We start from the raw sequence: 18,809 nt of genomic DNA, 5'->3' as shown, positions 1-18,809 counted from the left end.
GTGTGTTTAGCGCTATTTTAATTCTGAGTTTTTAAGTGTAGCTGGTATAGCGCTGGTTAGTGGGTGCTGTTTAGCAACGAATAGGTTTATGCCGTGTTTATCTAAAAGAGCTCTAAAGTTTAATATTGATGGGCCTTTAGCTATCACTTTTATCTGTTTAAGCTTGGTAATAGCCAACACCCCCTGCAACTGTAAATCGTAGCTTTCTTGTTGTAATACTCGTTTACTGAAGGTGGAGCTAAGGAGTAAATAATCACACTCTACTTCAGTCACCAAATTAAGCTCGCATTTGTCTTTTGCGAAATTGTTTAAGCCAATCGAATGACCGAGTTTTTTAAGCTGTTTTAAGTTCTCTAATTGCTGTGCGCTGGCATAACGCAGCTCCTGCTCATCAAACAACAAGCAAAGCTGTTCATTGTTTACCGGTTGTTTTAGTGTCGCTTTTAGTAAAGAAAATTCATGCTCTTCTAACAGTAAACTGGAGCAAGGCAATAGCGCAACGGCTATCTCTGCATTTTGTGCTTGTTGGTAAGCTTGTTGGATGAGTTGTAGTTCAACTTTGGTATGTTGTTCTTTATCATTCGCAAATTTCTTTAAAATATCAAAACTGGTAAAGCCAAGGACTGGGTGTTCACCAAAAGCCTCAAATAACGATGCACTCTGATAATGCTCATCCAAGGTGATAATATCTGAGCTACGAAACGTCATAGGCAATACATCAAGGTGATGTAATGTTTGTGACTCATGTTGCAACATAGGCTCAGTGAGCAGTGGATGAAATAACTCAAAGCGGTTTTTACCTGAATTTTTAGCATAATACATAGCAGCATCGGCGTCGCGAATGATTTCATCGGTATGTTTATAGCTTTGCTTTGAATAGGTTATCCCAATACTGGCGCCACTTTGTACACACACGCCTTTAGTACAAAACGGCTTTTGCATAATTTTTATAATGCGATTGGCAACATCTTCTGCCTGATTTGGCTCAGTTAAATGGGTTAGTAATACTACAAACTCATCTCCGCCTAGACGAGCTAATAAGTCATGCTCACGAATACATTGTGAGAATAATTTACTAACACTAATTAAAAACTCATCACCGGCATGATGCCCGAGCTGATCATTGATATCTTTAAACTTATCAAGGTCAATAAACAATACAGCAAAGTGCTCATTTGGATTGCGTTGATAATATTGCAGGGTTTTTTCTAGTTGAGTTAAAAATAAATTCCGATTTGGTAAGCCTGTTAGTGAGTCATGGTGAGCATCGTGATAAAGTTGTTGTTCTATTTTTTTACGTTCATCAATTTGCATTTGCAAATGTAAATTTGCTTGGCTCAATTCTTTAGTTTTTTCATTAACTCGTGAGGCAAGTTCTTGGTGGCTCTTTTTTAGTGCCTGTGAAGCTAATTTTGTTTGTAATACCGTGGCAATTTGATGCGATACAAAGGTGATTAGCTCTGCATCATCATGTGTAAAAAGGTGTTCATTATTATAAGCTTGGCAAACAATTAACCCTATAACGCCTTGCGAAGTTTTTAGCGGAGCGCCTAGCCAGCTGGTGGCTCTCTTGGATTCATCAATTGGTTTTTCACGCTCTACAATGCCACTATTTAATAACTCTTGTGCTCTTTGCGGATGAATTATTTGTGTTTCTTCGGTGCTTATAACCAGTTCACTGTAGCCTTTTGCAAAGCGCCGTGGTTGAGTGCTGCCTTGGAATTCATCGACACTGTAGGGAAAACTGATCCAACCTGATTCTTTATCATACAAGGCAATATAAAGGTTTTTTGCGTAAGTAATGGTTTTTATTATTTCGTGTATTTGAAAATAAGCATCATCTAAATTTTTGGCTTGGGTTGTCAGCTCTGAAATTTTGAATAATATTTGCTGGCGTTGCAGGGCACCTTTTCGCTGTTGTATTTCAACATTTAAAGCGTCATTACTTTGCGTTAATGCTCGGGTTCTTAATTTTACTTCTGATTCGAGTAACTCTCGTTTTTTAACCCGTTCAATTGCGGTGGCTAAATAGAGTGACATGGCCTCAAGCAGGTTTATTTGTTGCGAACTGTAACCTTGTTCTGTGTCGTAACTTTGCGCGGCTAACACACCAATAATGTTTCTTTCTTGATAAACGGGAACGCCTACCCAGTGTTCTGCAGGTGTACCCAATGCTTTAAATAAGCCTTGCTGGGCAGCATCATGCATTTGCTGTTTGGTAAAGTAAGTGGTTTTCCCTTGCTTGAAGACATAACCCGTTGCGCCTTCTTCAAAATTATTATCTCGATTAAGTGGTACTGCAATGCCATCTTTTTCATCAGAAAAATAAGATAATTCTAACTGTTGTGACTGGGGATCAACCAGCACCACATAAAAGCTTTTACTCGGAACATACTTTTGTAAAATGTCATGAATAGCAGGGTAAAGTAAGGTTAGCTCGGCAACAGTGCTTGCTTGCTCTGATAATTGTATCAGGGCATTGTGGAGGTGGTAGGCATGTTTGTACTTTTTTAATAGTGCTTTTAGTCGTTTATTTTGGCGCACTACGCTATTAGGTACAATAAGTTTATCTTCCAATGATGTTTAACCAGTTATAATTTTTTGTATAGTTATTAATCATTATAGTTCCACTTTTAACATTTTGCGTCAAGTAGATATTTTTCTTAATTATGTAGCTAAAACTCATGAATTAGAAACAAAAAAGGCTTACTAAAACGTAAACCTTTTATTTAAAGCATTTTGACTTGGCTAATTTTAGTTAGCGGTCATGAAATCGATTGCTGCGCTTATTTCATCATCAGAACAATCCATACACGTTCCACGCGGTGGCATGGCATTAAAGCCATTGATCGCATGATCTAATAAGGTGTCTTTTCCTTTAGCGATACGAGGAGCCCAATCGTCAGCTGATTTAGGAGCGCCTAAAGCACCTGTGCCGTGACAAGCAAAACAGGCTGCTTGATATACTTGCTCGCCTGAACGAGGACCTGTTGGTGCAGCAACCGCTACTTTCTCACCTTCAAGGTAAACAGCACCAATAGGCGCTAAACGTTTTTTAATTGCATCTTCAGTCATAGAGTTATCATATGGCTGTGCGTATGCGGTGGTTGCTAGCACAAGTAATGCTGCAGCTGATAGTTTTTTCATTTTGCCTTGCCCACTTCAATTTGAACGTGATCAATCACGATTTTAAATGACGGAATTTAGACCAATTATAACTCCACTCAGTGATTTATAAAATGCTCAGAGTCGATTTTATTTATAAATACGACTAATGATTGTCTTAACTCAATAAATTACCTAAATAAAACGGGATCATTAGACATCTAAATGCGCTCAGAACCCTAATAATTAGCTAATGGCCAATACGTTACGTACTAGTTTTTCGATTCCTGCATCGGCATCTATAATTGATTGTGCCAACATATAAGCAGGTGTTGTAACCAGCTTATTATTTTTATCAATAACAATATCATCCACTTTACACTCAATATGCTCAGCGCCTAATGTGGTTAAAGCATCGGCCGTGTCGCTATCATTACCAATAGTGAGCTGTGGTTTATTATAAATGAATGGCAATAAAGCGGGTGCAATACACATATAACCGGTGGCTTTATTTGCTTTTGCAAATGCTTTACAAGCGCTCAGTACTTCGTCATTTACTTTCGCGTTAGTGCCATTAATAGCAAAGTCAGATAAGTTTTTAGCTACACCAAAGCCGCCAGGAATAATTAAAGCGTCAAATTGTGTAATGTCTAATTCAGCGAGTGACTTTATATTGCCACGGGTGATTCGAGCCGATTCCACTAATACATTACGCGACTCTGCCATTTCTTCACCAGTAATGTGATTAAGAGTATGGTACTGCGTAATATCGGGCGCAAAACACTGATATTTCGCGTTGTTTTTTTCAATGTGTAATAAAGTAAGCACTACTTCATTAATTTCACTGCCATCAAATACGCCACAACCTGCTAAAATTACCGCTATATTTTTCATATTATTTTGCTCCATTGAAGTCATTTTAATAAAGTTTAACACGACGAATCAGCCTATCTAAAAATTTATTTGCTGGTTTTTTAGCCGCAAAGTAAGTTGTTATGCGCTATATGCCATTTGATAACTAGTAAGGGTAAAAAAAATTATAAAGGATCGCTATGATCTTTGATCCATTATGCTAGAATGCTCATCCAGTTATTTAAATGGACGTAAATAATCAAAGTGGGTTACAACACCAGTAACGGTTTAAATGCCTTTTCCACATTGATAGAAGAATAATAAAAAAGAACCTCGAATTATCTTTTTTTAAACAAAACAATAAATTACAAACTAATCTAAGCATTTTACTATGTTTCGGATGGATAGTTTGTGGGTGTTATCTACATAGTTATCCACAAGTTGCTAAAAATGTAGCGCCCTTAATCACATTAATTCACAGTCGTTTTATTTACTGCCTTATGGCATGCTTATACTTATATTACTTTTTTGTATTTAGGATCCAATTTTACCATGGCTCAGATCCCCGAAAACCCGCTTATTCTTGTTGATGGCTCTTCATATTTGTTTCGTGCTTATCATTCTCCACCTCATTTAACTAATTCTAAAGGTGAAGCCACTGGCGCCATTTATGGCGTGGTAAACATGTTGAAAAGTTTGATCAAACAATACGATCCCTCACATATGGTGGTGGTGTTTGATGCCAAAGGTAAAACTTTTAGAAATGACATGTACAGCGAGTATAAAGCGAATCGTCCGCCAATGCCTGATGATCTGCGTACCCAAATAGCGCCGCTACATAGCATTATTAAAGCGATGGGCTTTCCATTAATTAGTATTGAAGGTGTAGAAGCCGATGACGTGATTGGTACATTTGCGCGCATTGCTTCTGAGCAACAACGCCATGTATTAGTATCAACTGGCGATAAAGATATGGCGCAGTTGGTTAATGAGCATGTTACTTTGATCAATACCATGACTGATAGTATTTCAGATCCCGACACTGTGGTTGAAAAGTTTGGTGTTGGGCCTGATCTTATTATCGATTATTTAGCCTTAATGGGTGATAAAGTAGATAATATTCCTGGTGTTGAAGGGTGCGGGCCTAAAACTGCGGTTAAATGGTTACAAAAGTACGGATCGCTTCAGGGCGTAATTGATAATGCTGCTGATATCAAAGGTAAAATAGGTGAAAAGCTTGCAAAAGCGATTGATCATTTACCATTGAGCTATGAACTTGCCACTATTAAGTGTGATGTGGAGGTTGAATCTGATCTTGATACTTTTAAATTGCAAACACCGAATAAAGACGAATTAATTGCCTTATACGGTGAGTGTGAATTCCGTCGCTGGCTAGCTGAATTACTAGACAATCCAAAAGATGCTGACACACATTTAGCGGTCCCAACCCAAGAGAATGAGTTGCCAAAAGTTGAAGATGCGCACTATGAAACGATTTTAACTGAGGCCCAATTTAATACATTGATAGAGCAGCTCAATGAAGCTGAGCTATTTGCTTTTGATACTGAAACAACCAGTTTAGAGTATATGAAAGCGCAGTTGGTAGGGATGAGTTTCGCAGTAAAAGCAGGGGAAGCCGCCTACTTACCGGTTGCACATGATTACCCAGGTGCGCCTGAACAGCTAAGCCTTGAATTTGTGATGCAAAAGCTTGGGCCAATATTAGCTGACGAAAATAAAGCTAAAGTTGGTCAAAATTTAAAATACGATAAAAGTGTGCTTGCCAATGCTGGCTATGAATTAAATGGTATTAAGTTTGATACTATGTTGGAGTCTTATGTTTTTAACAGCGTAGGTACTCGTCATGATATGGACTCATTAGCACTTAAATATTTAGGCCACAAAAATATTAGCTTTGAAGACATTGCTGGTAAAGGTAAAAAGCAGCTCACGTTCAATCAAATCGAACTTGAAAAAGCGGCGCCTTATGCCGCAGAAGATGCCGATATTACTTTGCGTTTACACCAAGTACTATGGCCGAAACTTGAAGCGGATGAAAAGCTTAAATCGGTGTTTGAAAATATAGAAATGCCACTAGTAAGCGTTATTTCTGACATTGAGCGCACCGGTGTTGCTATCGACAGCAATATGTTGGCCACGCATAGCCAACGCTTAGGTGAACGATTACTTGAGCTTGAAAAAGAAGCGTTTGAAATCGCAGGCGAACCGTTTAACTTAAGCTCGCCAAAGCAATTACAAGTACTGTTATTTGAAAAGCTAGAATTGCCCGTTATCAAAAAAACACCCAAAGGCGCGCCTTCTACAGCAGAAGAAGTACTGCAAGAATTAGCACACGATTACCCATTGCCTAAAGTGATTATTGAGCATCGCGGTTTATCTAAGCTTAAATCAACTTACACAGATAAATTGCCACTGATCGTGAATGAGCAAACCAAGCGTGTGCATACTTCTTATCATCAAGCGGTAACAGCAACGGGTCGATTAAGTTCAAGCGATCCTAACCTACAAAATATTCCTATTCGTTCAGAAGAAGGGCGCCGTATTCGTGAAGCCTTTATTGCTGCTGATGGATATAAAATTGTGGCGGCCGATTACAGCCAAATAGAGCTGCGTATTATGGCGCATCTTTCACAAGATAAAGGGTTGCTCAATGCCTTTGCAAATGGCTTAGATGTGCATAGCGCTACAGCTGCTGAGGTATTTGGAGTTGAGCTTGAAGAGGTTACATCTGATATGCGCCGTAAAGCTAAAGCCGTTAACTTTGGCTTAATTTATGGCATGTCGGCATTTGGTCTGGCACGTCAACTTGATGTACCACGCCATGAAGCGCAGCATTATATTGATAAATATTTTGAGCGTTTCCCAGGTGTTTTAGAATACATGGAAACGACCCGTGAAAAAGCAGCAGAAAATGGTTACGTAGAAACTATTTTTGGCCGCCGTTTACATTTACCAGAAATAAATGCCCGCAATGGAGCACGCCGCAAAGGCGCTGAGCGCGCAGCAATTAATGCCCCTATGCAAGGCACTGCTGCCGATATTATTAAAAAAGCCATGTTAACAGTACATGCATGGGTTAACCAGCAAGCGCCTAATACGGTTAAGCTACTTATGCAGGTACACGATGAATTGGTATTTGAGATTAAAACAGAGTGCACTGAGCAATACACTCAGCAAATTTGTGAGCTGATGTCACAAGCGGCACAGCTAGATGTACCACTTATAGTTGAAGCTGACGAAGGTGATAACTGGGAACAAGCGCACTAATTTGGTATGCCAAGGATGCCTTGTCTTAGGTAAACACAACAGTTAAAAAGAATTATTTAAAAGCGCCAATAGGCGCTTTTCTTTTAGCTTGCAGGTTAAAAAAAAGTTAAATTAAACAGCAGTTTGTATTAAATCGTTAGAGGTTCGTCAATTCGCTTCGAATATCGATAATATGCTTGTATTTTTACGCTTGCTTTTGGTAAAGTGCCGCCCGTCCTCATCCTGTAGGACATCCTGTTGATGATGCATCGTAAGATGCAACGTATTGATAGCTTCTCCCCAGTTTGCTATATCGGCCTATCATATATTTGATGGGCCGTTTTTTTATAGCTTTACTCCAAAGCGTTAAATTTATTCTCTAATTGCACTTAGCGTTTCAAGTGATACCATCAGTTTACTGTGCGTTTTCTTTTTAACTCAGCGTACTAGTGATTTTTAATTTGACTGATCAAAGTATTATTTTTTCGGGTATAAATCTTTTATTTTAGGAGTGCATTATGTTTAAAACGTTAGCTGTAGCAGGTTTATCTTTATCATGTTTACTAGTTTCAGGTGTTGCATCGGCAAACTGGCAGTTACTCAACGATAAAAGCCAATTAAGTTTTGTCTCAATTAAAAAAAATAGCATTGCTGAGGCAAGCCATTTTACTCAGTTATCAGGGCAATTGAGTGAGCAAGGTCAGTTTAGCGTAAATGTTGATTTAACCTCAGCTGAAACGTTTATTCCTATTCGTAACGAGCGCCTAAGCAAAATTTTGTTTGAATCTGACACTTTTGCAAATGCAGTATTAACCGCTGACTTATCTGATAAATTGTCACTTATTAAGCAGCCTGGGCAGTACGTATTAAAAGGTGTTAGCGCCGAGCTAGACTTTCACGGTCATAAAAAGCCACTTGCAGTTGATGTACTTGTTAGTAGTGCGGAAAACGGGGATTTAAGCGTTGCATCATTTACACCTATCATTATTAATAGCGATGACTTTAAAGTCACCGAAGGGATAATGCAGTTACAAAAACTAGCCGGCTTACCTTCGATTGCTACTGCGGTACCGGTTACTTTTGCACTGACCTTTAAAAAACAGTGATTTCTCTTAACGAACTTAGTAAGCAACTAAGCGAGCCAAGTAAACCTTTTGAACAATGGCAGCCTGCTCATTGCGGGCAATTGCCACTGCTGATTGACGAGCAAGGTAAATGGTTTTATGCGGGTAGTGAAATTACCCGCCAAGCCATGATAAGACTGTTTGCTAGTGTGTTGTGCCGCGAAGATGGACAGTTTTATTTAAAAACGCCAGTAGAGAAAATTGCGATTGAGGCTAAGGATGCGCCATTTATTATTGTAAGTTGGCATCGTGAGTCGACATCTGATGGCGATGTTATTTGTTGTATTGATAATCTACAGCGTACCTGGCTACTAAGTCGTGCTGAGCCGCTATATATTAATAATTACAAAGGCGCTGCAGTGCCTTATATGCAATTACCCTATGGTTGTTTTGCGCGAGTTGCCAGAAATGTGTTTTATCAGTGGGCTGAAATAGCCGAAACAGATGAGCTCGGCTATTTTATTACCTCCGCGAATGAGCGGTTTTATTTAGGGTAATTACTCTGTGTCAGCAGGTGGAATTGCTACGATTGGACCTAAGTACCACTCATCTAACTTTTTAGCGACTTCTGGTAAGCCTGTGCCTTTAAGTGATGAAAATGCATGAACTGTTATATCGCCATCTAATTCACTCAATTCACGACGAACACTAAGTACCTGTGATTTACGTGGACCTTGCTTGAGCTTATCTGCTTTAGTTAATAGTGCCAATACTGGAATTTCACTACCTACAGCCCAATTAATTAAATCACGGTCTAAATCTTTTAATGGATGACGAATATCCATCAACACCACAATACCTTTTAAGCTTTGACGTTTTTGTAGGTATTCGCCTAGCGACTTTTGCCATTTCTTTTTCATTTCAATTGGCACTTTCGCAAAGCCATAACCTGGTAAGTCAATTAGGCGCATGTCATCGACATCGGCAAGTTCAAATGTGTTGATCAGCTGAGTACGGCCAGGTGTTTTACTAGTACGTGCTAACTTTTGATCGGTAAGGGCATTAAGCGCACTTGATTTACCTGCATTTGAGCGACCGGCAAACGCGACTTCAATTCCCGTATCAGCAGGTAATTTAGTGATGTCTGGCGCGCTTGTAACAAAAGACGCAGTGTTATACTTGATACGAGATTTGAGCACAGGCTCTCCTAAAACTAAAAAAAATAACATTGGGTAAACCAAATTCACCCGTGGCGCGTATTTTATACTATAAAGTAGCTATTAAAAAGTGTATTTGAGCATGTAAAACCGTTGCTGATGGTACATTTTAACTGGCTTAGCGATTAATTTTACTCAAAACCCTATAATTTATAGGTTTAATGTGTGTAGAAAACGTGCCAGAGAATTTAATATCGTGTAGAATATAAAAATCACAACATCCATATTGTAGATGATACAGGGTCGGAAACAGAGAATTCACCATGAAAAAAATAGCACTATCTTTAACTATATTGCTTGGTGCGTTGTCAGCAAGCAACGCAACAGCATTTGATGGCGATGTAAACGCAGGTAAAGAAAAATCAGCAACGTGTGCGGCTTGTCACGGCCCAGACGGTAATGCGCCGGTTAACATCTACCCAAAAATTGCAGGCCAACACGCAGATTACATATATAAGCAACTTACTGAATTTAAATTAGGTATGACTTCGGGCGGTAAAGAAGGTCGAATGAATCCAGTAATGAGCGGTATGGCAATGCCATTGAGCGATCAAGATATGAAAGACTTATCTGCTTATTTTGCTTCTTTGAATATGTCTGAAGGTGCTACACCTAAAGATGTTCAAGAAACAGGCGCTATGTTGTACAAAGCGGGTGACGCTGAACGCGGAATTCCATCATGTGCGGCTTGTCATGGTCCACGTGGTAATGGCTCTTCATTAGCTAAATTCCCAAAAATTTCTTTTCAACATCCAGAATACATCAAGTCACAACTTGAACAGTTCAGAGATGGCACTCGTAATAACGACCTAAATGGTGTTATGCAAGATATTGCTCAGAAATTAACTGATAAAGACATTGAAACATTATCTAAATACCTTGGCGGCCTACACTAAAGTCGTATTTATTTAGATATTGTTAACATAATACAATGTTAAGTAGACAAAAAGCAGCCTTGGCTGCTTTTTTTGTTTCTGCAATGACCGATAAAGCCCCTTTACTTGTAAGACATTGACCATACTCTATTGTAAGAAAAGTCTCATTTTATTTTTGTTTTTAGATTTAACTTATTGTAATTTATGATTTTTAACGTCTTTTGTTATGTTTTACATAAGAAAAAAGATATAAATTAGTTGTAACAAAATTATTAACGAGTAAATTAACCCCTGTCGCAACAATAATAACAAATAGGAAAACGTTATAAGGATCGTAGCGCGGCACGACTGAATAGCACATTGAGAGTGCTACTAAAGGAAATAACAAAAAAGTGTCAGGAAAGACCGAAAATAATAAAAACTCATGGAAGTTTAATAATAAAAACAAAATGGAATGCTACACGGAAGATAAATAATAATAATACGGATAAAGAAATAATAATAAAAATAATAAAGACTAAAAAGTCGAAGGGAGAAGTGTCCATATAATGGCGCTCAGATTAGCAGGCGGTAGAGATGTTTTCTCTACCGCCTTTTTATTTGTCCTGTTACAATACCCCCCGTTTAAAAAAAGCATCTAAATATGCTTTGGCGTATATATAGAGAAACCCAACCTCTAAAACGCAAACCGAATTCTTCTGGCTAGGCCAGCATCGCGATGCCCATTGAGTTGCGCCTCGCTCAAAACCTCTTAAGTGAGACGATCAAGATATGAGTAGAAAGAAAAAGTCACGTAAAATTCCATCAAATGGACCCGTTCGTTTAAGCCAAGATAAGCTTAAAGAAATGCGTGCATTGAAAGAGCAACGTGTAAAGAAAACCAAAGGCGCTAAGCCTGGTTCACGTAATGCACCTGATGCATTGAGTAATGACACTCAAAAAACAGGTTCGGCTGTTAAAGACAAACGTGTTGGTAGTAAAAAAGCAGTACCATTAGTTGCTCCAGCCGCTGAACCAAAAGTCGAAATGAAACGTAACCTTAAGCCTGTAGCAGAGCTTAAAAAGGCGATTGAGCCTGAGTTAACGCCTGAGCAAGAATTAGAGGCGCTTGAAAATGATGAGCGCTTGCTTAAATTAGTTGAGCGTCATGAGCAAGGTGAAATGCTAACGGGTAAAGATGCTAAATACTTTAATAGCCGTATAGCGCGTCACCAAGTGCTGTGTAAGTTATTAGGCATTGAAGATGAAGAAGAATTTGAAGATGACTTCAGTGATGAAGAAAGTAATTCAGATTTTGATCAATACCTATCAAACGACCTAGCTAATGAATGGCTAGATGACGACGAAGATAAGTAATAAGGATACGCAATGAGTACAGCAGTGATCTTAGCCTTAGTTGTAGGTGCTGCTATTATAGCGGGCTTGGCATTTTATGCGGGTCAGTTGCTCTACAAGCTAAATGTGCAAAAAAAGCTAATTAGCAAACAACAGGCAGAGCAACAGCAAAAACTTAAGCAGTCGCGTTTAAAACGTAATGCAAAGCTAGCCGATAGTATTCATTTAATTGCACGTGCGATGAATGAAAAGCAATGTGATTACTCTGAGGGCTGTTTACGTATTTGGGTGCTGATGTCGCAATATAGTTTTGATACTGAGCGTGACTTAACAACTACATACCCAGGCATTTATAAAATGTACGACGTGGTAAAAGAAATGCCAACTCACGATTCGCGCAAAAAGTACGCTAAAAAAGAAATTTTTAAGCAAGATACCGCACGCTGGCGCGCAGAAGAATCACTGAGTGATGAAATTGAAGCTGACTGTAAAAAAATTATTGTTGAGTTTAAAGCAGCCCAAGGCAGCGAAAACGTGGTTTTTAACTAGCACTTAAATTTTACAGCATAAAAAAAGCAGACCTAGGTCTGCTTTTTTTATGCGCGCTATTTTTTAAATTATATAACCCGTGAGAAGCGAGTGGCATTTATTTGTTTTTGTAAGTGCGCATCAAAGCACATACAAATAATACGAATAAATAAATTCCCTTTTGGTGTTACGCTAATTAGGTTGTTTTCTATTGTTACCATTTCATCGGCAATTAATGGTGCGAGTGCCTCTAAGGCATCTTTAAAGTAGTCATTAAAGCTGATTTTATGTCTGTTCGCGAATACGCTCATATCAAGCTCAAACTGGCAAATAAGTTGTTTAATTGCATCCGCTCGAATAAGGTCATCTTGGGTTAAATGCATGCCTTTATTAATGGCACTGCCTGCTTGCTCATCGATTGTTTGGTAATAGTGTTTTAGCTCTTTTTTATTTTGTAGTATGGCTGTGCCTATTTGCGATATTGACGAGACCCCTAAGCCTAGTAAATCACATTCTCCATGGGTAGTGTAACCTTGAAAGTTACGATGAAGTTGGCCGCTATTTTGAGCAATAGCCAATTCATTATCAACTTTTGCAAAGTGATCCATACCTATAAATTGATAGCCCGCCTGTGTCATTTGCTCTAGGGTATTTTTGAACATAGTGAGCTTATTATGGGCACTGGGTAAATCAGCATCTTTTATTTTACGTTGAGCGGCAAAACGATCAGGTAAATGAGCGTAGTTAAATACTGAAACACGGTCGGGGTCTAAAGCAATCAGTTGCTCAATAGTTTGCTTAAAACTCTCAGGTGTTTGTAGAGGCAGGCCATAAATCATATCTGCATTAATTGATTTAAAGCCTAATTGTTTTGCTTGGGTAATTAACTGCTTTACCTCATCAACATGTTGAGGGCGGTTAACAGCTAGCTGAACTTGATCATTAAAATCTTGAATACCAAATGACACACGATTAAATCCCATCTCGCTTAAGTCAATCAGCATATTGTCAGCCAGTGAGCGAGGGTCTATTTCTATACCGCGCTCACAGGTATCGCTAAAGTTAAAGTGTTGCTCTAGTAGCTTTACTAAGCGAGTCATTTGGGCTGCGGTCAAAAAGGTTGGAGTACCGCCTCCTAAATGTAATTGCTCAACCCGATAGTCTTGAAATAGCGGCGCTTGTGCCACGATTTCTTTAGCTAAAAAATCTAGGTAGGTATCAGCTTTAGATTGATGGCGAGTAATAACTTTATTACAGCCACAGTAATAGCAAAGCTGGCTACAAAAAGGAATGTGAATATATAAAGACAAAGCACGGGTTTGCGATGATTCAATAGCGCTAATCAAATCTTGTTGCTGATAGCCGTCAGCTAACGAAAGTGCAGTCGGGTAAGACGTGTAACGCGGACCCGATACATTGTATTTGTTTATTAAAGTTTGATCCCATTGAGGAAGTTTAATCATCACGCGCACCTTATCTTTTAAGTTGCTGCGTATTGTAAAAAAGGAAAGGGGAAGGGGGTTTGATCTACAACAAAAAAAGGTGCCGTAGCACCTTTTTAGTATGTAACGTGGCTGCGTTACATTATGGCGTCTTTTAAATACTGAAATAGCTCTTTGTAGCCTCTCGCAGGCTTTTCTGCTTTTACTTCTTTGGCCGCATTACGCACCAGTTGGCGCATTTTTTGGCGCTCAAGAGCTGGGTATTGTTCAATTGTTTCGTTGATTAAGTCATCGCCTTGCTCAATTAAATCACTGCGCAGCTGCTCAATCTTTTTGATCATAACCTCTGCTTGGTTATTTTTATTAAGCATTACATCAATGATCGCTTTAATTTCTTCAATGTTTTCTACTATACGAAGGGTTTTTGCTATGTAATTTAAGTGGCGGCGGTATGCATCACTTTTATTACTAATTTTATCGGCAACAACCATTGCTTCTTTTAAGTCATCATTAAGCGGTAAGCGTTCGCGCTGCTTTTTACCCATTTTGGCAATTTCAGACCCTAACTGATGAAACTCTTGCGCTTCGCGCTTAAGTTCACTTTTTGATACATATATAATTTCTTCTTCAATTTCAGCAGGCTTGCCTTTTTTCTTCGCCATGGGGTGCTCTTAAGTAAAAATAACTTTATCTATTATACGCGATTCTTTTAGTGATTAATATTAGCTGATGTGGTGCAGTGAGTGTGTTAGCATTTAAATATAAAAAATGTGTGCAACATGGCCTTCAGGGCTCAGGACAGAATTTATGAAAAGCCAACACCAAGATCCAATATATTCGCAAATTTCTCAAGTAAAAGATGCCGTTTCTGAAGTACTCGAACATGCTAAAAAGTTAGGCGCTACCGCTGCAGAAGCTGCTATGTCGAGCACATCAGGGCTGTCGGTAAGTACGCGCATGGGCGAGGTAGAAACCATTGAGTTTAATCAAGACGGTGGTTTAGGCATTAGCGTGTATGTTGGTAATAACAAAGGCTCCGCCTCTACGGCTGATTTAAATCCAAAAACATTGCGAACTGTGGTCGAAAAAGCCATAGATATTGCTAAATTCACCTCAGATGATCCGTGCAATGGTATTGCTGATAAAGAATTACTTGAGTTTTCGCCTAAAGATTTAGATTTATTTCATCCTTGGGATGTAAGCCCTGAGCAAGGAATTGATTTATGTCATGCTGCTGAGCAAGCCGCATTAAATGCGGATGAGCGAATTGTGAATTCTGATGGTGCTAGCTTTTCTTCACACCAAGGGCTGCGAGTGTATGGCAATAGTCATGGTTTAATTGCAGGCTACCCAAGAACACGCCATAGCATAAGCACTATGGTAATAGGCAAAGAGGGCGAGCATATGCAGCGCGACTCAGCCTACACAATTTCCCGCGATCAAGCAGGGCTAAAAGATGCTGCTAGTGTTGGGCTTGAAGCCGCTGCAGAAACCCTAGCTAAACTAAACAGTCAAAAACTAGGTACCATGAAAGTGCCGGTTATTTTTAGAGCCGATATTGCTAACTCATTGTTTGGCCATTTAGTGTCTGCAATCGGCGGTGGCGCACTGTATCGTAAATCCAGTTTTTTACTGGATAGCTTAGGTACACAAGTGTTCAGCAAAACCGTTAATATTTCAGAGCGCCCACACTTACTAAAAGGGTTAGCATCATCACCTTTTGATAGCGAAGGGGTTAAAACTCTAGACAGAGAAATAATACACGGTGGTGAATTGCAAACATATTTATTAGCGAGCTACGCAGCGCGTAAAATGAATATGACGCCAACAGGCCATGCCGGTGGTATTCATAACTGGTTGGTTGAGCAAACCCATCAGGACTTAGCTACACTATTGAAAACCATGGGCACGGGTTTGTTAGTCACTGAACTTATGGGGCAGGGTGTAAATACCGTGACTGGTGACTACTCTCGTGGTGCAGCTGGTTTTTGGGTTGAAAATGGTGAAATACAGTACCCAGTAAGTGAAATAACTATTGCTGGTAACTTAAGAGATATGTTTAAAGGTATTTCAGCTATTGGTGGCGATATAGAGCGACGTGGTGGTATTCAAACGGGCTCAGTGCTGATTGAGCAAATGCAAATTGCGGGTGCTTAATACCCATCCACAATAATACTTAATTCAGCGAATTGGTATACACCCACTTTGTTTGCTTAAATTAAGCTTAATTTAAGCAAACTTTCCTTTGAGGTTTTTAAGGTGTGATATGGCTAAAGATAGATATGCGCCAAAACCATTAACCGACATCATGGCCGGGCTAAACAACCGTTTAGCAGCCTATGCGGGAAAAAGCCAAGCATTGGATACACAGCAACAGCTGTTACGCGATTTTTTAGGGCCTAAGCTAGGCGATAAATGTCGAGTAAGTAATTATCGTGACGGCACACTGATGATAGAAGCTGTTTCAGCTCCTATTGCTCTTAGGCTTAATTATTTAAAAATGGATATGCAGTCTCATTTTAGAGCCGCAGGTATGGCAGAGCTTGGGCAAATAAAAATTACCGCCAATCCACAAGCAACCCAACGATTAAGTAATCGTTCTAAAGCGACAGATAGCCAAGCGACTAACTCTCTTAAAATGAGTGAGCAAACGGCTGATTATTTGAATGCGATCGCCGATTCTGCTCCTCCTTCATTAAAAGAAAAGCTGCAGCGCTTAGCTTTACATGGCAAAAGTAAGCCCTAGCTAGCCCTCACACTAGGCTCTTTTTCACGCTTTGAACAAACGCAAAATACTTTGTTACATATTCGATTTTATTGTTATTTAAATCAGGTTTATTATGCTTAGCTAGTGCTTCCTAAATTAGGTTGTAGCTGATGCGTATTTCATTAAGCAGGTAATAGACTGCATCCTATTGTTGTTTTTTTGAGTTATCAAATCTTAATGAAATGCGTATTTATTCTAATTAATATACGGAATTCTTATGAAAAAAATAACAATGACTGCCGCCAGTATTGCATTGGCGTTAGGTTTGGTTGGCTGCGGCGAACAGCCACAACAAATGAAAGCAGAATCAACCACAGTAACTGCACCGGTGGCGGCTCCTGGTGCGCTAGGTGTTGATTTACAAAATATGGATAAAAGTGTTCGTGCACAGGATGATTTTTATTACCATGTTAATGGTCAATGGTTAGCAAAAACTGAGATTCCAGGTGACAAGTCTAACTATGGGTCGTTCTCACAGTTATATGATGAATCGCAAAAAGCAATGAAAACAGTGCTTGAAAACGCCAGTGCTAATAGTAGTGCAAAACCAGGTTCAGATGAATATAAGATTGGTGCATTTTATTCTAGCTATATGGCTGAAAATGCTCGTGAAGAGTTAGGTATTTTGCCACTTGAGCCAGCTATTAAAAGCATTGATACAGTGAAAGATAAAGCCGCGTTGGTCACACTGATGGCACAGCTACAAGTTAAAGGTGGCGATCTTCCTTTTGGCTGGTATGTTAATAATGACGCTAAAAACTCAAGTGAAAATGCGCTTTATGCCTATCAAGCGGGACTTGGTTTACCTGACCGCGACTACTATTTAAAAGATGATGAAAAATTCACAAAAATTCGCGCGGCTTATCAAACGTATATCACCGATATTTTAGCTAAAGCTGGCGTTAATAATGCCGCTGATGCAGCCAAAGCAATATTAGCACTTGAAACGACACTTGCTGATGCACAGTGGAGCCGAGTACAAAGTCGTGATGCAACAAAATCTTATAATAAAATGAGTGTTGCTGCCGCTAACGAGCTAATGGGTGAGTTTGATTTAAATGCCTATTTCGAAGCAGTTGGCGTTGATGCTCAAGAGTTAATTGTGCGCCAACCAAGTTACTTTGAAAAATTTGCAGAGATTTTCAACAATACTGACTTAGCTGTTTGGCAAAACTATTTAAAATTCCATTTTGTTAGTAATTACGCGCAGCTACTTAATAAAGATTTAGTGGATTTGAAGTTTAATTTTTACAGCACCACGTTGCGTGGTGTTGAAGAGCAAGCACCACTTTGGAAGCAAGCCGTTGATGCATCAAACAGTGTACTGGGTGAAATTTTAGGTAAAGTCTACGTTAAAGAAAACTTCCCGCCAGAAGCAAAAGCACGTATGGAAGAGTTAGTTGATAACGTAATTAAAGGCTATTCAGTGGCAATTGAAAACCTTGAGTGGATGAGCCCTGAAACAAAAGTGGCGGCGCAAGAAAAACTCAATAAGTTTACCCCTAAAATTGGTTACCCAGATAAATGGAAAGATTACTCAGATTTAGCGATTAACCCTGATGAACTGGTAGGTAACTATATTCGCTACAGTGAATGGGCTTATGCAGATATGATTGCTAAATTAGGTAAGCCAGTTGATCGATCTGAGTGGCATATGACGCCACAAACAGTGAATGCTTACTACAATCCAGTGAATAACGAAATAGTATTCCCTGCGGCGATTCTGCAGCCTCCTTTCTTTAATTTAGAAGCGGATGATGCTGTTAACTATGGTGCTATTGGTGCGGTTATTGGCCATGAGTTAGGCCATGGCTTTGACGACCAAGGGGCAAAATACGACGGTGATGGCAATTTACGTAATTGGTGGAGCGAGTCAGACCTTAAGCAGTTTGAACAGCGAAGTGCTGCCCTAGTTGCACAGTATAATCAATATAAACCGTTTGAAGATGCCAGCGTTAATGGTGAGCTGACACTGGGTGAAAACATTGGTGATTTAGGCGGCTTAACCGTCGCTTATAAAGCGTATCAGCTATCGCTGGGTGATTCGAAAGCGCCCATTATTGAAGGCTATACGGGCGACCAACGCTTCTTTATGGGCTGGTCGCAAATTTGGCGTCGTAAATACCGTGATGAGGCGCTACGTAATCGTTTAATGACCGATTCACATTCACCGAGTCATTATCGCGTAATTGGTATTTTGTCGAACATGCCAGAATTTTACCAAGCGTTTGATGTTAAAGAGGGCGATAAAATGTATATCAAGCCTGAAGATCGCGTAAAAATTTGGTAATTTGAGCTAAAATTAGCTTAAGCGGTTAGAGCCATTAATCGCAAAATAAAAAGCCATTGAGCATCAT

The 18,809-nt window shown here is 39.4% G+C and carries 15 protein-coding genes; 9 read left to right on the top strand and 6 right to left on the bottom strand.

Annotation, left to right across the window (positions count from 1 at the left end; genetic code table 11):
• Positions 1-12: 12 nt before the first annotated feature.
• The 3 genes from DK924_RS13935 to elbB form a co-directional block, all read right to left on the bottom strand.
• A complete protein-coding gene (locus tag DK924_RS13935; protein ID WP_055012279.1) occupies positions 13-2,577 on the bottom strand; it encodes a diguanylate cyclase domain-containing protein in 2,565 nt (854 codons plus the stop codon).
• A gap of 177 nt (positions 2,578-2,754) precedes the next feature.
• Complete coding sequence (locus tag DK924_RS13930; protein ID WP_008112730.1) at positions 2,755-3,147, bottom strand: cytochrome c5 family protein; 393 nt, start codon at positions 3,145-3,147, stop codon at positions 2,755-2,757.
• Between the two features lie 204 nt (positions 3,148-3,351).
• Entirely contained in the window at positions 3,352-3,999 is a 648-nt protein-coding gene (elbB, locus tag DK924_RS13925; RefSeq protein ID WP_181388781.1) for an isoprenoid biosynthesis glyoxalase ElbB, read from the bottom strand.
• A 510-nt stretch (positions 4,000-4,509) separates the two neighbouring features.
• Between elbB and polA the strand changes: the two genes are divergently transcribed.
• From polA to DK924_RS13910, 3 genes are all read left to right on the top strand, one after another.
• A complete protein-coding gene (gene polA, locus DK924_RS13920) occupies positions 4,510-7,245 on the top strand; it encodes a DNA polymerase I (protein WP_109875472.1) in 2,736 nt (911 codons plus the stop codon).
• A gap of 497 nt (positions 7,246-7,742) precedes the next feature.
• Positions 7,743-8,330, top strand: a complete 588-nt coding sequence (locus tag DK924_RS13915) for a YceI family protein (protein WP_055012277.1) — start codon at positions 7,743-7,745, stop codon at positions 8,328-8,330.
• The gene (locus DK924_RS13910) at positions 8,327-8,845 is read left to right on the top strand and encodes a DUF1285 domain-containing protein (protein WP_109875471.1); all 519 of its coding nucleotides are present in this window, start codon (positions 8,327-8,329) and stop codon (positions 8,843-8,845) included. The genes DK924_RS13915 and DK924_RS13910 overlap by 4 nt, the downstream gene beginning before the upstream one ends.
• Here the strand turns inward: DK924_RS13910 and yihA are convergent, their stop codons facing one another.
• A complete protein-coding gene (gene yihA, locus DK924_RS13905; RefSeq protein WP_041709727.1) occupies positions 8,846-9,487 on the bottom strand; it encodes a ribosome biogenesis GTP-binding protein YihA/YsxC in 642 nt (213 codons plus the stop codon).
• A 281-nt stretch (positions 9,488-9,768) separates the two neighbouring features.
• Between yihA and DK924_RS13900 the strand changes: the two genes are divergently transcribed.
• The 3 genes from DK924_RS13900 to DK924_RS13885 all read left to right on the top strand — a co-directional run bounded on the left by DK924_RS13900 (position 9,769) and on the right by DK924_RS13885 (position 12,264).
• Positions 9,769-10,401 (top strand): cytochrome c, encoded by a 633-nt coding sequence (locus DK924_RS13900; protein ID WP_010390373.1) that lies wholly within the window; start codon positions 9,769-9,771, stop codon positions 10,399-10,401.
• 750 nt (positions 10,402-11,151) lie between these two features.
• Positions 11,152-11,736 (top strand): Der GTPase-activating protein YihI, encoded by a 585-nt coding sequence (gene yihI / locus DK924_RS13890; RefSeq protein ID WP_109875470.1) that lies wholly within the window; start codon positions 11,152-11,154, stop codon positions 11,734-11,736.
• 12 nt (positions 11,737-11,748) lie between these two features.
• Positions 11,749-12,264, top strand: coding sequence for a DUF2489 domain-containing protein (locus tag DK924_RS13885; protein WP_109875469.1), 516 nt, complete (start codon positions 11,749-11,751; stop codon positions 12,262-12,264).
• 68 nt (positions 12,265-12,332) lie between these two features.
• On the opposite strand, the gene hemN is transcribed toward DK924_RS13885, so the two are convergent.
• Entirely contained in the window at positions 12,333-13,706 is a 1,374-nt protein-coding gene (hemN, locus tag DK924_RS13880) for an oxygen-independent coproporphyrinogen III oxidase (RefSeq protein WP_010390381.1), read from the bottom strand.
• A gap of 116 nt (positions 13,707-13,822) precedes the next feature.
• Entirely contained in the window at positions 13,823-14,347 is a 525-nt protein-coding gene (gene yjgA / locus DK924_RS13875; protein WP_109875468.1) for a ribosome biogenesis factor YjgA, read from the bottom strand.
• 145 nt (positions 14,348-14,492) lie between these two features.
• Between yjgA and pmbA the strand changes: the two genes are divergently transcribed.
• The 3 genes from pmbA to DK924_RS13860 all read left to right on the top strand — a co-directional run bounded on the left by pmbA (position 14,493) and on the right by DK924_RS13860 (position 18,742).
• Positions 14,493-15,842, top strand: coding sequence for a metalloprotease PmbA (gene pmbA / locus DK924_RS13870; RefSeq protein ID WP_075169497.1), 1,350 nt, complete (start codon positions 14,493-14,495; stop codon positions 15,840-15,842).
• A 109-nt stretch (positions 15,843-15,951) separates the two neighbouring features.
• A complete protein-coding gene (locus tag DK924_RS13865) occupies positions 15,952-16,431 on the top strand; it encodes a DUF721 domain-containing protein (RefSeq protein ID WP_055012274.1) in 480 nt (159 codons plus the stop codon).
• Between the two features lie 238 nt (positions 16,432-16,669).
• Positions 16,670-18,742 carry a M13 family metallopeptidase gene (locus tag DK924_RS13860; RefSeq protein ID WP_109875467.1) on the top strand — a complete coding sequence of 691 codons (2,073 nt, stop codon included), beginning with the start codon at positions 16,670-16,672 and terminating at the stop codon, positions 18,740-18,742.
• The last annotated feature ends 67 nt before the right edge of the window (positions 18,743-18,809 follow it).

The sequence above is a fragment of the Pseudoalteromonas sp. meg-B1 genome (assembly GCF_003173795.1).
Lineage (GTDB): Bacteria > Pseudomonadota > Gammaproteobacteria > Enterobacterales > Alteromonadaceae > Pseudoalteromonas > Pseudoalteromonas undina.
Note: the sequence above shows the minus strand (reverse complement) of the source record. Positions and strands in the feature narration are given on the sequence as shown.